Source organism: Leisingera sp. ANG-M6, assembly GCF_000813905.1.
Lineage (GTDB): Bacteria > Pseudomonadota > Alphaproteobacteria > Rhodobacterales > Rhodobacteraceae > Leisingera.
In genome coordinates this window covers 84,153-96,922 of the sequence record NZ_JWLG01000012.1, presented here as the reverse complement: position 1 = coordinate 96,922, position 12,770 = coordinate 84,153, and the positions used below count along the sequence as shown (strand labels likewise).

12 protein-coding genes are annotated in these 12,770 nt (G+C 62.5%); 6 read left to right on the top strand and 6 right to left on the bottom strand.

The genetic code is table 11. The features are described 5' to 3' along the window. Positions 1–206: 206 nt before the first annotated feature. From RA24_RS09620 to RA24_RS09605, 4 genes are read right to left on the bottom strand one after another with little or no spacing between them, the layout of a single operon-like run. Positions 207–1,703, bottom strand: a complete 1,497-nt coding sequence (locus RA24_RS09620) for a phosphomannomutase/phosphoglucomutase (protein ID WP_039191195.1) — start codon at positions 1,701–1,703, stop codon at positions 207–209. Between the two features lie 20 nt (positions 1,704–1,723). Continuing rightward, the gene (gene kdsA, locus RA24_RS09615) at positions 1,724–2,557 is read right to left on the bottom strand and encodes a 3-deoxy-8-phosphooctulonate synthase (RefSeq protein ID WP_019296075.1); all 834 of its coding nucleotides are present in this window, start codon (positions 2,555–2,557) and stop codon (positions 1,724–1,726) included. A 15-nt stretch (positions 2,558–2,572) separates the two neighbouring features. Beyond that, positions 2,573–4,231, bottom strand: a complete 1,659-nt coding sequence (locus RA24_RS09610) for a capsule biosynthesis protein (RefSeq protein WP_039191194.1) — start codon at positions 4,229–4,231, stop codon at positions 2,573–2,575. Further along, positions 4,209–4,868, bottom strand: a complete 660-nt coding sequence (locus RA24_RS09605) for an ABC transporter ATP-binding protein (RefSeq protein ID WP_019296077.1) — start codon at positions 4,866–4,868, stop codon at positions 4,209–4,211. Before RA24_RS09605 ends, RA24_RS09610 begins: the two co-directional genes overlap by 23 nt. 241 nt (positions 4,869–5,109) lie before the next feature. Here RA24_RS09605 and RA24_RS09600 point away from each other — a divergent pair, with 241 nt between their 5' ends. The 3 genes from RA24_RS09600 (at position 5,110) to RA24_RS09590 (ending at position 7,033) form a co-directional block, all read left to right on the top strand. Beyond that, positions 5,110–5,727: a uracil-DNA glycosylase family protein gene (locus RA24_RS09600; protein ID WP_446720211.1), complete on the top strand. Its 618-nt coding sequence runs from the start codon at positions 5,110–5,112 to the stop codon at positions 5,725–5,727. Beyond that, complete coding sequence (locus RA24_RS09595; protein WP_039191193.1) at positions 5,724–6,527, top strand: SseB family protein; 804 nt, start codon at positions 5,724–5,726, stop codon at positions 6,525–6,527. Before RA24_RS09600 ends, RA24_RS09595 begins: the two co-directional genes overlap by 4 nt. A 92-nt stretch (positions 6,528–6,619) precedes the next feature. Next, positions 6,620–7,033: an ester cyclase gene (locus RA24_RS09590; protein WP_039191192.1), complete on the top strand. Its 414-nt coding sequence runs from the start codon at positions 6,620–6,622 to the stop codon at positions 7,031–7,033. Positions 7,034–7,102: 69 nt separating this feature from the next. Here RA24_RS09590 and yghU read toward each other — a convergent pair whose 3' ends face one another. Continuing rightward, positions 7,103–7,978: a glutathione-dependent disulfide-bond oxidoreductase gene (gene yghU / locus RA24_RS09585; RefSeq protein ID WP_039151414.1), complete on the bottom strand. Its 876-nt coding sequence runs from the start codon at positions 7,976–7,978 to the stop codon at positions 7,103–7,105. Positions 7,979–8,251: 273 nt separating this feature from the next. Between yghU and RA24_RS09580 the strand changes: the two genes are divergently transcribed. After that, positions 8,252–8,770, top strand: coding sequence for a YHS domain-containing (seleno)protein (locus RA24_RS09580; RefSeq protein ID WP_039151496.1), 519 nt, complete (start codon positions 8,252–8,254; stop codon positions 8,768–8,770). Positions 8,771–9,167: 397 nt separating this feature from the next. Here RA24_RS09580 and RA24_RS09575 read toward each other — a convergent pair whose 3' ends face one another. After that, positions 9,168–9,734, bottom strand: a complete 567-nt coding sequence (locus RA24_RS09575) for a cupin domain-containing protein (RefSeq protein ID WP_052254122.1) — start codon at positions 9,732–9,734, stop codon at positions 9,168–9,170. A gap of 144 nt (positions 9,735–9,878) precedes the next feature. Here RA24_RS09575 and RA24_RS09570 point away from each other — a divergent pair, with 144 nt between their 5' ends. Both RA24_RS09570 and RA24_RS09565 read left to right on the top strand, forming a co-directional pair. Further along, positions 9,879–11,201 (top strand): aspartate aminotransferase family protein, encoded by a 1,323-nt coding sequence (locus tag RA24_RS09570; protein WP_019296084.1) that lies wholly within the window; start codon positions 9,879–9,881, stop codon positions 11,199–11,201. 32 nt (positions 11,202–11,233) lie between these two features. Continuing rightward, positions 11,234–12,745 (top strand): CoA-acylating methylmalonate-semialdehyde dehydrogenase, encoded by a 1,512-nt coding sequence (locus RA24_RS09565; RefSeq protein ID WP_039191191.1) that lies wholly within the window; start codon positions 11,234–11,236, stop codon positions 12,743–12,745. Positions 12,746–12,770 lie beyond the last annotated feature (25 nt).

The following is a 12,770-nucleotide window of genomic DNA, read 5'->3' as shown; positions in this document are numbered from 1 at the left end:
GCCGGCGGCCGGGTCAAGGAAGGCCGCGCGGCCTCCGGGCGCAGCCCGGCGCGTCCTTGACGCGGTTGCAGGCGTCTTAAACTGGGGAACGCGCATCTAAGGGCAGAGCTGCCCTTAGGTCGCTTCTCAGCCAAAAGAAAAGCGCCCGCCAAAGGCGGGCGCGGATCGCCTGCGAAAGCAGGCGAAATCCCTCATGTGAACCGGGATCAGATGGTCTGGTCGTAGTCGCCCACCAGCGGTTCAGTGCGGATCACCGCGTCGATATCGGCAAAGATCGCCCGCATCTCCGCCTCGCTTTCGGAGCTTTCGCAGACCACCACCAGGTTCGGCGTGTTGGACGATGCCCGCACCAGCCCCCAGGAGCCGTTGTCCAGGATCACCCGGGCGCCGTTCACGGTGACAACTTCCTTGATCGCCCGGCCTGCGAATTGCTCGCCCGCCTCATGCTTGGCAACCAGCTTCTGCACCAGCCGCTCCAGCACGGCGTATTTCTCGGTGTCGGCGCAGTAGGGTGACATGGTCGGGGTGGACCAGGTCTTGGGTAGCGCCTTGCGCAGATCGGACATCGACATATCCGGGTTGCGGTCCAGCATCTTGCAGACCTCAACCGCGACCCGCATGCCGCAGTCGTAGCCGCGGCCAACGGGCTCAGCCAGGAAGTAGTGGCCGGACTTTTCGAAACCGGCCAGCGCGCCGATTTCCTTCACCCGCCGCTTCATGTGGCTGTGGCCGGTCTTCCAGTAGTCCGCCGTCACACCGTTCTTCTGCAGTTCCGGGTCGGAGGCGAACAGGCCGGTGGATTTCACATCCGCCACAAAGGTGGAGTTCGGATAGAGCTTGCTGAGATCGCGGGCCATGATCACGCCCACCTTGTCGGCAAAGATCTCCTCGCCCTCGTCATCAACCACGCCGCAGCGGTCGCCGTCGCCGTCAAAGCCAAGCGCCAGATCGGCGCCGGAAGCTTTCACGGATGCCGACATGTCGTGCAGCATCTCCATGGCTTCAGGGTTGGGGTTGTAATGCGGGAAGGTGTAATCGAGCTCGTTGTGGCTCTCGACCACCTCGACGCCGATGCGTTTGAACAGCTCCGGCGCAAAGGCCGAGGCGGTGCCGTTGCCGGTGGCGCAGACCACCTTGAGCGGGCGGGACATTTTGAAACCGCCTGCCAGGTCGTCCAGGTAAGCTTCCTTGACGCCCTCCACGAACTCATAGGAGCCGCAGGGGGCAGGCTGGCCTTCGCCGTTCAGCACGATGTCGCGCAGTTCGCCCATTTCGTCCGGGCCATGGGTCAGCGGGCGGTCAAAGCCCATCTTGACGCCGGTCCAGCCGTTGGGGTTGTGGCTGGCGGTGACCATGGCAACCGCGGGCACATCCAGGTGGAACTGGGCGAAATAGGCCATCGGCGACAGTGCCGGACCGATGTCCTTCACCTGGATGCCGGCCTGCATCAGGCCCAGGATCAGCGCGTTTTTGATCGCCAGCGAATAGTCGCGGTAGTCGTTGCCGACCGCGATCACCGGGTCGATCCCGCGCTTGCGCATCTGGGTGCCGAGGCCCAGGCCCAGGGCGGTCATGCCGGGCAGGTTGATCTCTTCCGGGTATTTCCAGCGCGCATCATATTCGCGGAAGCCCGTCGGCTTGATCATCGCGTCGCGCAGAAAGCTCCAGGTGTTCGGGGTCACCTCGGACAGCGGTTTGGTCATGTTGAAAATCTCTTTTTAGGTCAAATACGGATCGGGTCGGCCTTGGCCAGCGCGTCAAAGCGCATCAGGCTATCGATCAGCTGCGGCATCTGGTCGAGGTAGATCATGTTCGGCCCGTCGGACGGTGCATTGTCCGGGTCCTGATGGGTCTCGATGAAGACCGAGGCGATGCCCAGCGAGACCGCTGCGCGGGCCATCAGCGGGGCAAACTCGCGCTGGCCGCCGGTGGAGCCGCCCTTGCCGCCGGGCTGCTGCACCGAATGGGTGGCGTCCATCACCACCGGATAGCCGCCCTGTGCCATCTGCGGCAGCGAGCGCATGTCGGCCACGAGTGTGTTGTAGCCAAAGGAAGTGCCGCGCTCGGTCAGCAGGATGTTGGTGTTCCCGGTGCTTTCGACTTTGGCGACCACATTGGCCATGTCCCAGGGCGCCAGGAACTGGCCTTTCTTGATGTTCACCGCCTTGCCGGTGTTGCCCGCAGCCAGCAGCATGTCGGTCTGGCGGCACAGGAAGGCCGGGATCTGGAGGATGTCGACGGCCTCAGCCGCCACAGCGCATTGTTCCTCTGTGTGGACATCGGTCAGCACCGGCACGCCGAATTCGCGGCGGATGGTGTCCAGCACCTTCAGCCCCTCGTCAATGCCAAGGCCGCGCTTGCCCGACAGCGAGGTGCGGTTGGCCTTGTCGTAGGAGGCCTTGAACACGAACTGGGCGCCTGCCTTGTCGCAGGCTTCCTTGAGCTGCCCGGCAATCATCCGGGCGTGGTCTTCGGTTTCCAGCTGGCAGGGACCGGCGATGAAGGTCAGCGGACGGTCATTGCCAACGGTGAGGCCGGCGATATCGATGTTTTTCATGGGTACCCGATGGCTTTACGATGAGACCTGCTCCCGCAGGATGGACGCGGTGAGCGAACACATCAGGTAAATACCGGAAAAGATCAGGAATGCCAAAACGGTATTCTCGAACTTGCGCGGATAGGAGGGCTCGTCGCTGGCAACCGGTTCCACCGCGGTGGTCAGGTAACGGACCTGGCGGTTGGCCTCCAGCCGGGTGGTTTCCACTTGCTGCAAGGCCGATTGCAGCATCAGGTCGCGGGTGGCGAGGTCGGCCTGCGCCATCTGGATCTGGATGCGCAGGTTGGCAAGCGAGTTTTCGCCGGCCGAGGCATCGACCATCCGGTTGTTGAGGCTGGAAATGACCGCCTCCAGCCGCCGGATGTCGGCCTCTGCGCCGCTGACCTTGGCCCGGTTGGGGCGGGCGTTGTCCTGAAGCGCGGCCAGCTCCAGCCGTTTTTCCTCCAGCTGGATTTCAAAGGTGCTGATCTGGGTGCGCAGCGAGGCCACTACGCCCTCGGGATCGAGGACGGCGCCCTGCTGCTGCAGCACCACCAGCCGTTCCTGCGCCGCGCGGCGCTGGGCCTCGGCGTCAAGCAGGGCCTGCTCCGCTTCGGACATCTGGTCGGCGCGCTTCTGCTGCGAGAGGTTGTTTACCTTCTCCTGTGCATAGGAAATCAGCTTGCGCGAGAACTCCGCCGCCACTTCGGGGTCCGCGGCAGACACCTCCATCCGCACCACGCCCTCGGTCGGGTCGTAGCCAATCTTCACATTGCGGTTGTAGGTGGCATAAGCCTCCTCGTTGGTCGGATTGCTCTCCAGCCGCTGGATCGGGTCCAGCCATTCCTGGGTGAAATGCGCCTTGAAGCCGACTTCGTCGTCGAGCCGCAGCATCGCCTCTTTCGACATCAGGTAGCTTTGCACCGCGATTGAATCCTGGCTGGTGGCAAACTGGGTGCCGCTGAGCAGCCCGCCGACGCCGCTGGCCGCGCTGTCGGCCTTCAGCACCAGGAATTCGGATTTGGAGGAGAACATCGGTGTGGCCACCGAATAGAAGTAATAGCCCGCGGCCAGGGTCGGCAGCATCACGAAGAACGCCAGCCGCGCCGCCAGCAGCGACAGTTTGCGGCGGCGGCGGCGGGCAATGTCGCGCTGGATGTCCTGGATTTCGCGGGCACGCCGCTCTGCCGGGCTCAGCTCTGTCGAGGGCAGGTTGGTTTTGCCGGCCGGAACCGTTTGCGGCAGCTGGACAGAGCCGGGGGCGGGCGGGGTGCCTGCAGGCTGCGCCTTGTTCTGGGGCACCACCAGCTCCAGCATGTTGGCGCGTTTGAACGGGTCGATGCCGCGCTCGCGCAGCATCCGCACCGCTTCGAAATCCGAAGTGGCGGGCAGGTTGTGCTTCTGCGCCATCCGCCGTGCCAGGCGCAGCTGGCGGCCGGTGAGACCCTCCTGGCGGATCGCGTCGATATCGGTTTCCATCCTGGTTTCGCGGGGCGAGCTGACCATGCCGGACATCGGCGCGCCGCCATCCCCGGCGCCAGCCGTTGCAGCCCCCGAAGGCGCTGCCGCCGGGGCTGCCGACTGCGCAGCGGCGGCAGCGCGCGGCTGCTCCGGCGCTTGCGGCTGGGCCTCGGCGCCGGCAACAGAGGCGCTGCGGCGGATGCGGAACTTCTTAGCTCTCGGTTTCGTAGTCATAGAGCTGTTTCGCTTCTTCCAGAGTGTCAAACATGTGCAGCTGCCCCTGCAAGAGGACGGCAGCTGAACGGGCAAATTTTTCCAGCGTCTTGGCCTGGTGCGAGACGATGATGATCGTGGTGGTCTGCAGCCGTTCCTGCAGGATCTCGCCGGCCTTGCGGTTGAATTCCACATCGGTGGTGGAGGGCATGCCTTCGTCGATCAGGTAGATGTCGAAATCCAGCGCCAGCATCAGCGAGAAACTGAACCGCGCCCGCATGCCTGAGGAATAGGTGCCCACCGGCTGGTCGAAATATTCCTTGAGCCCGCAGAGCCAGCGGCAGTAGGCCTCCACATAATCCGGGTCGAGGCCGTAAAGCTTGGCAATGTAGCGGCAGTTCTCCATCGCCGACAGGCGGCTGATGACGCCGCCCATGAACCCGAGCGGGAAGGACACCTTGCAGTTGCGGCGGATCTCGCCCTCGTCGGGTTTTTCGAGGCCTGCCATCATGTTGATCAGGGTGGTTTTGCCGGTGCCGTTCGGAGCCAGCACGCCCAGCGATTTGCCGGGCTCGATGCGGAACGACACGCGGTCAAGGATCACCTTGCGCTGGGTTCCTGTCCAAAAGGACTTGCTGACGTTTTCAAACTCAAGCATCGCTTGTTCCGGTACTGCCCTTGCGGCCCAGTGGCGGGCTCTGTTGTGCCTCATTGCCCAGGCGCTTACAGCGCGCCCATGGCCCTTTCTTATCAAAAGAGTGTTAATGGCCTACGGGGTGAATTTGGCCTTATTATGTCGAATTGTGACATAAATCATCAACCAAGTCTTAACCAATTTGCCGCCTGTCCTGACCGCAGGTGCCGGAAATTGCAGGCAGAACGGACTTACGGGGCGCAAGATGGCTGTTTCCAAAGCTGAAACAATGAAGGCCAGCCAGCGGCTGAAGGCGCAGATTCGCAACTGCCGGATCTGCGCGGACCGCTTTGCAGCGACCGCCACCGCGCATGCGCCTCGCCCTGTGGTGTGGTTCCGCCCTACAGCGCGCATCCTGATTGCAGGCCAGGCGCCGGGGCTGCGGGTGCACGAAAGCGGCCGGCCCTTTACCGATCCTTCCGGCGACCGGCTGCGGGCCTGGCTGGGGCTGAGCGAGGCGGAGTTTTACGACAAGGACCGCGTCGCGGTGGTGCCGATGGGGTTCTGCTTTCCCGGCTACAACGACAAGAAAGCTGACCTGCCGCCGCCTGCGGTCTGCGGCAAAACCTGGCATCATCAGGTGATGGACCACTTGCCGGAGGTGCAGCTGAAGGTGCTGGTGGGCGCCCATGCGCAGCGTTATCACCTGGGGCTGAAGGGGCCGGTGACGGATGTTGTCCGCGGCTGGCGGGATCATGCGCCGCAGGTCTTCCCCTTGCCGCATCCGTCCTGGCGTAATACCGGATGGCTGAAGAAAAACCCCTGGTTCGAGGCGGAGCTGCTGCCGGTTTTGCAGGCCCGGGTGAAGGAGCTGATGCGATGACAGATGAAACCCCGCTGGATCTGGCCCACGCCGCGATGGAGGCTGCGCCCGAGGATGATGCCGCCCGGCTGCGGTTCTATGAACGGCTGGCGGATGCGGAGCTGTTCCTGATGCTGGAGGAAGAAGCCGTGGGGGAGCAGATCTCACCAGCGCTGTTCGAGACGCCGGACGGCGCCTTCGTTCTGGTGTTCGACCGGGAGGAGCGGCTGGCGCAATTTGCCGGCCAAGCGGTGCCTTACGCAGCGCTGTCAGGCCGGGTGATTTGCCAGATGCTGGCCGGGCAGGGGATTGGCCAGGAAATTGGACTGGGGTTGAACCTGGAGGTGGCGCCCTCCGCCTTCCTGATCCCGGCAGAGGCGATCAACTGGCTGCACCAGACCCTGGGCCATGCACCGCAGGAGGTCGAGGCCGGCGTCACCGAATTCACCGCCCCCAAGGGCCTGCCGGAGGCGCTGCTGACGGCGCTGGACGCCAAGCTTGCCACCTCAGGCGGGCTGGCGGCGGCGGCCTATCTGGCCGGTGTGCGCTATGCTGGCGGCGGGCAAGGGCACCTGTTAGGCTTCGTCGGTGCCAAGGAGGCCGCGCAGGCCTCGCTTGCCAAGGCCGCCAGCGAAGCGCTGACCTTCTCCGGCATTGAGGCCGGTGCGATGGATGTGGGCTTCTTCGCCGCCGAGGACCCGGTGGCGGCCAGCCTGGCCCGCGTCGGCCTGCGTTTTGACCTGCCGCAGCCTAAGGCGCCGCAGGAATTGAAACCGGTGAAACCCGGCAGCGACCCGGAAAAGCCGCCGCGGCTCAAATAGGCATTTCTCGCCCACCGCCGTTTTCGCCTTATCTGCTGCTGCAAGGGCAGGGCTGCGGCCCGCGTCCGGCAACCCAGCAGGGAGGGGAAACGATGTCCATCAAACAAACCGCACATGATTTCTGCGAGGCCTGCGATGCGGGCAAAGGATGGGAGGTGTGCCAGGAATGGTGCACGCCGGACGCCACCTTCTCGGTCCAGGCGGATGCGCTGGCAGAGATCAAGACGCTTGCGGAATATACCGAATGGGCCAAGGGGCTGCTGACACCGATGCCGGATGCCCATGCGGAGTTCAAATCCCTCACGGTGGATGAGGACGCCGGCCGTGCGGTCCTGTTTGCAGTCTTCCATGGCACCCATACGGTGGACGCCGGCAACGGCGCGCCGACGGGCAAGACGGTCGCTTCGGACTATGTCTACGTGCTGGACTTTGACGGCGGCAAAATCCGCCACATGACCAAGGTCTGGAACGATGTGCATGCCCTGACGCAGGTGGGCTGGATGTAGCCGGAAAAAAAGCGCCCGCGGCGAGGCGGGCGCTTGGCAATCCTTGAACCTGAGCCTTGAAGGCGGGGGTTATTCTGCCGGTTCCAGCTTATCCTGGGTGCGGGTCTCGAAATCGCTGGCGTTGTGGCGTTCATGCAGCTGCGTTTCCGGATCTCCGGAGGTGCGGTTCACCATGCGGCCGCGCTGCACCGCCGGGCGAGCGTCGATGGCCTTGGCCCAGCGGACCACGTTGGTGTAGCTCGCCGCATCCAGAAACTCTGCCGCATCGCCATAGTTGCGGCCCAGTACCAGCTGGCCGTACCAGGGCCAGATGGCGATATCGGCGATGGTGTATTCGTCACCCGCAATAAACTCACGCTCGGCCAGCTGCCGGTCCAGCACATCCAGCTGACGCTTGGTTTCCATGGTGAAACGGTCGATCGGATACTGCCACTTTTCCGGCGCATAGGCATAGAAATGGCCAAAGCCGCCGCCCAGGTAGGGCGCGCTGCCCATCTGCCAGAACAGCCAGTTCAGGGTCTCGGTACGTGCCGCGCCCGCCTTGGGCAGGAACGCCCCGAACTTCTCCGCCAGATGCAGCAGGATCGAGCCGCTTTCGAACACCCGCACTGGCTCCGCGCCGCTGCGGTCCAGCAGGGCCGGGATCTTGGAGTTCGGGTTCACCTCGACAAAGCCGGAGCCGAACTGGTCGCCGTCGCCGATTTTGATCAGCCAGGCGTCATACTCGGCATCTGTGTGGCCCGCGGCCAGCAGCTCCTCGAACATCACGGTGACCTTCACCCCGTTCGGGGTCGCCAGCGAATAGAGCTGGAAGGGATGCTTGCCCGCGGGCAGCGTCTTGTCGTGGGTCGCGCCTGCAATCGGGCGGTTGATCGAGGCAAATTCGCCGCCGTTCGCCTGTTCCCATTTCCAGACTTTCGGCGGGGTGTAGGGGGTGTCGCTCATCTGTCGGCCTTGCTCTCAATTGTTTCCTGTTGCGTCTCAATCGCACGCGCTGCGGCGACCGGCTCAGCCAGAGATAAGGGGTGTTCCGGAAATTCCAATGACTGGAAGGTCTGCACGCGGAAATTTTACAATGTGCTCACATCCTCTCGTTCCCGGACACAGAGCCGTGAGCCCCCCTTCGCATTTGCTGCCGGGGCGGTAATGTCAGTGCCAAGGCCGGTGCGTTGGACCGGTGCCCGAATTGAAGCGATCACCGATGAAAGGGATGATTTCATGAAGCGTCTTGTTTTTGCTGCTGCGGCAGCGCTCTCCTTTGCCCTGCCGGCCTTTGCCGGGGAGCAGTATGTCGATGGCACCGGCTATGCGGTGTCCGGCTACGACGTGGTGGCCTACCGCAGCCTTGAGATGAACCCGGTCGGCACCCCGCAGACCGCCCCGGTGCGCGGCAGCACCGAGTTCACCGCCGAGTATAACGGTGCCACCTGGGCGTTCGCTTCGGCAGAGAACCGCGACATGTTCTCCGCCAACCCGGCCTATTATGCGCCGCAGTATGACGGCCACTGCGCCTATGGCGTCTCCAAGGGCGGCAAGGTACCGGCCAACCCGAACCTCTGGCGCATCGTCGACGACAAGCTCTATCTGAACATCACCGACGTGGTGGTTGGCTTCTGGGAAGAGGACATCCCCGGCAACATCAACCTGGCCGAAGGCAACTGGCCGGGCATTGAGGGTAAGGCGGCCTCGGACAGCGTGATCCCGAAGTTCACATCTGAGGGCCCGGTCGCGAACTGATTTGCGTTTGCAGGCAAGGCGAGGGCTTTGCCTACATGCTCCATTCAAAGCTGCTATTGGGCCAAGGCCCAGCGATCGGCGGCTCTGAGCCCGCATCGCCAAATGCTGCACTAGGCAGTTAGCGGCAAGGAAACGCGTAAAGCCGCCATTGGCCGAAGCATGTTCGGAGCCAAGCTGCCGTTGGTCCCGCCTATGGCCGCCGCAGTGCAGCTTGGTCAAACCTTCCGGTCAGGTGCAACACAGCATCCTCAGAGAGCCGGGACCCGGGTTGCAGGACATTAGTGAACATTCGGCACAATTCTATGTACTGTCTGGCACCAATGCTTTGGGCAAATCGGCCGGAACCACCAGGAAAATACCATCTTGGAACATCGTTAGCCCGGACATCCGACCCGGCCTAGAACGATGATGGCGTGCACGCGCTGATGACTTTGCACACCTTGTCTCCGGCGTTGCGGAACCGGTGTGGCAGGATGCTGGAAAAGTAATAAGCGTCTCCTGGGCCTAGAATTCGGGATTGCCCATCTACTGTGACTTCCAGACGCCCCTCAATTACGACTGCACATTCCTCGCCCTCATGCGACAGGGCTCCACGGCCCGAGTCTGCACCGACACCGTACTCTTCAATCAGCATCTGCAGCTTTCGATTCCGCCGCTCACCTGCGACCAGCAGGTAGGACACGCCCGGCGACCCCAGGTCCCGCATACCGCTGTGAGGAAAGAAAAAGTTGTCCTCGTTCTTCAGTTCGAAGCTGAAGAAAAAACCCAGGTTAACATCAACACCTGCGAGAATTTTCTTGAGCAGAGCCACTGAAGGCTGGGTTGATCCGCTCTCGATCTGGGAAATCGTACCGCTTCCCACCCCCGCGCGCTTGGCCATCTCGCGTTGGCTGAGACCTTTTGAGGTTCGAATCAATCGCAGGCGTCTTGCGGTTTCCAGATCGGGTGCCGAAGAGTCGCCCATTGTGATTTCCTGCTTCTGATCGAAAGCACCTTAAGGCGGCCCGATCTGTTTTTCAATGACTTACACATTCCTACAAAGCCGGGTGTGCGAAAGGGTGAAACTTTGCAAGTATCTCTCATCAAATAATAATCTGCCTTGCAAGGAATGGATATGCCCGTTCAGTCAAATACCATGTCGTCTTTCTGGATGCCGTTTTCGGCCAATCGTGATTTCCTTCGCGAGCCCCGCATGATCCAGTCTGCCGAAGGGATGTATTACACCAGCTCGGACGGCCGCCGGATTATGGACGGCACCGCGGGGTTGTGGTGCGTTAATGCAGGCCATCGTGATCCGCTGATTGTAGAGGCGGTGCAGAAGCAGGTTCACGAGCTGGACTACGCTCCGAATTTCCAGTTTGCCCACCCGCAGGCGTTCGAGCTGGCGGGCAAGCTGACGGCGATGATGCCCGAGGGGATGAGCCATGCGTTCTTTACCAACTCGGGGTCCGAGTCGGTCGACACCGCGCTCAAGATTGCGCTGCATTACCACCGGATGCGCGGCGACAGCGCCCGCACACGTCTGATCGGGCGCGAACGCGGTTACCATGGCACCGGCTTCGGCGGCATCTCGGTCGGGGGCATCGTGAAAAACCGCATGCACTTCGGCACGCTCCTGACCGGAACCGATCACCTGCGTCATACTCATGATCTGGAAAAGAACGCATTCACCCGCGGCTGCCCCGCGCATGGCGCCGAACTGGCCGATGATCTGGAGCGCATCGTTGCGCTGCATGATGCCTCGACCATCGCGGCCGTCATCGTCGAGCCGATGGCAGGGTCCACCGGAGTGCTGCTGCCGCCCAAGGGGTATCTGCAACGGCTGCGCGAGATCTGTGACCGGCACGGCATCCTGCTGATCTTTGACGAGGTCATCACCGCGTTCGGCCGTCTGGGTGCGGCAACCGCGTCGGAATATTTCGGCGTTACGCCGGACATCATCACCACCGCCAAAGGGCTGACAAACGGCGTCATCCCGATGGGCGCGGTCATCGTGTCCGACGCGATCTACAATTCCGCCATGGAAAACGCCGACGCGCCGATCGAATTGTTCCACGGCTACACCTACTCGGCCAACCCGGTGTCCTGCGCAGCCGCACTGGCGGCGCTGGAAAGCTACGAACAGAACGACCTGTTCCGCCGCGCGGCGCTGCTGTCGCAACCGTGGGAGGATCAGCTCCACAGCCTGAGGGATCTGCCCAATGTCATCGACATCCGCAACCTTGGGCTGGTTGGTGCCATCGAGCTGGCCCCACGCGAAGGCGCGCCGGGTGAGCGAGCCTATGAGGCGATGAAACGCGCCTGGGACGCTGGGATCATGATCCGGGTAACCGGCGACATCATCGCACTTTCTCCGCCGCTGATCATCTCGGAACCTGAAATCAACACGCTTGTTCAGACGCTTGGCGAAGTTCTGGCTGAGCTTCCGTGACCTTTCCCCTCTAAATCCAAAGGACTGCAATCATGAAAGATGCTGCCCCGATCGCTTCGATCGGCCACTATATCTGTGGCCAAAACACAGCTCCCGACGGCGAAACCACCCAGGCCGTCTACAACCCCGCAACCGGTGAACATACCGGCGATGTGTCCCTGGCAACCGTCGAAACCGTGAACGCTGCGGTCGCCGCGGCCAAGGCGGCCTTTCCTGCGTGGTCGAACACGCCGCCGATCCGCCGGGCCCGGCTGATGAACAATTTCCTGGCGCTGGTGCGTCAGCACAAGGACGACCTGGCCCGCGCCATCACTGTCGAACACGGCAAGGTCTTCACCGATGCCCAGGGCGAGGTCGAGCGCGGCATTGATATCATCGAGTTTGCCTGCGGCATCCCGCAGCTCCTTAAGGGTGATTACACGGAGCAGGTGTCCACCGGCATGGACAACTGGACCACACGCCAGGCCCTGGGCGTCGTGGCCGGGATCACGCCCTTCAATTTCCCGGTCATGGTGCCGATGTGGATGTTCCCGATCGCCATCGCCGCAGGCAATACCTTCATTCTGAAACCGTCGCCGACCGATCCTTCGGCTTCTCTGCTTTATGCGGATCTGATGAAGCAGGCAGGCTTCCCCGATGGCGTGTTCAACGTCGTTCAGGGCGACAAGGTTGCCGTGGATGCACTTTTGGAAAACGAAGACGTCAAGGCTGTGTCCTTTGTCGGCTCGACCCCGATTGCCAACTACATCTACGAAGTCGGCGCCCGCCACGGCAAGCGCGTCCAGGCCCTGGGCGGGGCCAAGAACCACATGCTGGTGATGCCTGATGCCGACATGAACAAGGCCGCCGACGCGTTGATCGGTGCAGCCTACGGTTCAGCCGGAGAGCGCTGCATGGCGATCTCGGTTGCGCTGCTGGTTGGCGATGCCGCGGACAAGCTGATGCCGGTGCTGAAAGAACGCGCCGAGACCCTGAAGATCAAAAACGGTCTCGAACTGGACGCAGAAATGGGGCCGATCGTCACCGCCGCCGCGCGCGACCGGATCAAGGGCTATATCGATAGCGGCGTCAAAGAAGGTGCTGACCTGCTGGTCGATGGCCGCGGCTACACCGTCGAAGGGCACGAAGGCGGCTATTTCCTGGGCGGCACCCTGTTCGACAACGTTACCCCGGAAATGAAGATCTACCGCGAAGAGATCTTTGGCCCGGTTCTGGCCTGTGTCCGCGTGCCGAACTTTGCCGAAGGCCTGCAGTTGATCAACGACCACGAGTTCGGCAACGGCGTGTCGCTGTTCACCCGGGACGGCAACGTCGCGCGTGAGTTCGGCAAACAGGTTCAGGTCGGCATGGTCGGCGTCAACGTTCCGATCCCGGTGCCGATGGCGTGGCATGGCTTCGGCGGCTGGAAAAAGAGCCTGTTCGGCGACATGCACGCCTATGGCGAAGAGGGCGTCCGTTTCTACACCAAGCAGAAATCCATCATGCAGCGCTGGCCTGAAAGCATCTCGGAAGGTGCTGAATTCGTCATGCCAACGGCCAAGTGAGCCTCTCTTTCCTGGAGTGAAGACA

Coding starts and splice junctions, on each gene's coding strand:
- RA24_RS09590 (WP_039191192.1), top strand. CDS start 6,620: ATGTCCATCAAACAAACCGCACATGATTTCTGCGAGGCCTGCGATGCG.
- RA24_RS09610 (WP_039191194.1), bottom strand. CDS start 4,231: ATGACTACGAAACCGAGAGCTAAGAAGTTCCGCATCCGCCGCAGCGCC.
- RA24_RS09595 (WP_039191193.1), top strand. CDS start 5,724: ATGACAGATGAAACCCCGCTGGATCTGGCCCACGCCGCGATGGAGGCT.
- RA24_RS09575 (WP_052254122.1), bottom strand. CDS start 9,734: ATGGGCGACTCTTCGGCACCCGATCTGGAAACCGCAAGACGCCTGCGA.
- RA24_RS09620 (WP_039191195.1), bottom strand. CDS start 1,703: ATGACCAAACCGCTGTCCGAGGTGACCCCGAACACCTGGAGCTTTCTG.
- RA24_RS09580 (WP_039151496.1), top strand. CDS start 8,252: ATGAAGCGTCTTGTTTTTGCTGCTGCGGCAGCGCTCTCCTTTGCCCTG.
- kdsA (WP_019296075.1), bottom strand. CDS start 2,557: ATGAAAAACATCGATATCGCCGGCCTCACCGTTGGCAATGACCGTCCG.
- RA24_RS09600 (WP_446720211.1), top strand. CDS start 5,110: ATGGCTGTTTCCAAAGCTGAAACAATGAAGGCCAGCCAGCGGCTGAAG.
- RA24_RS09605 (WP_019296077.1), bottom strand. CDS start 4,868: ATGCTTGAGTTTGAAAACGTCAGCAAGTCCTTTTGGACAGGAACCCAG.
- yghU (WP_039151414.1), bottom strand. CDS start 7,978: ATGAGCGACACCCCCTACACCCCGCCGAAAGTCTGGAAATGGGAACAG.
- RA24_RS09570 (WP_019296084.1), top strand. CDS start 9,879: ATGGATATGCCCGTTCAGTCAAATACCATGTCGTCTTTCTGGATGCCG.
- RA24_RS09565 (WP_039191191.1), top strand. CDS start 11,234: ATGAAAGATGCTGCCCCGATCGCTTCGATCGGCCACTATATCTGTGGC.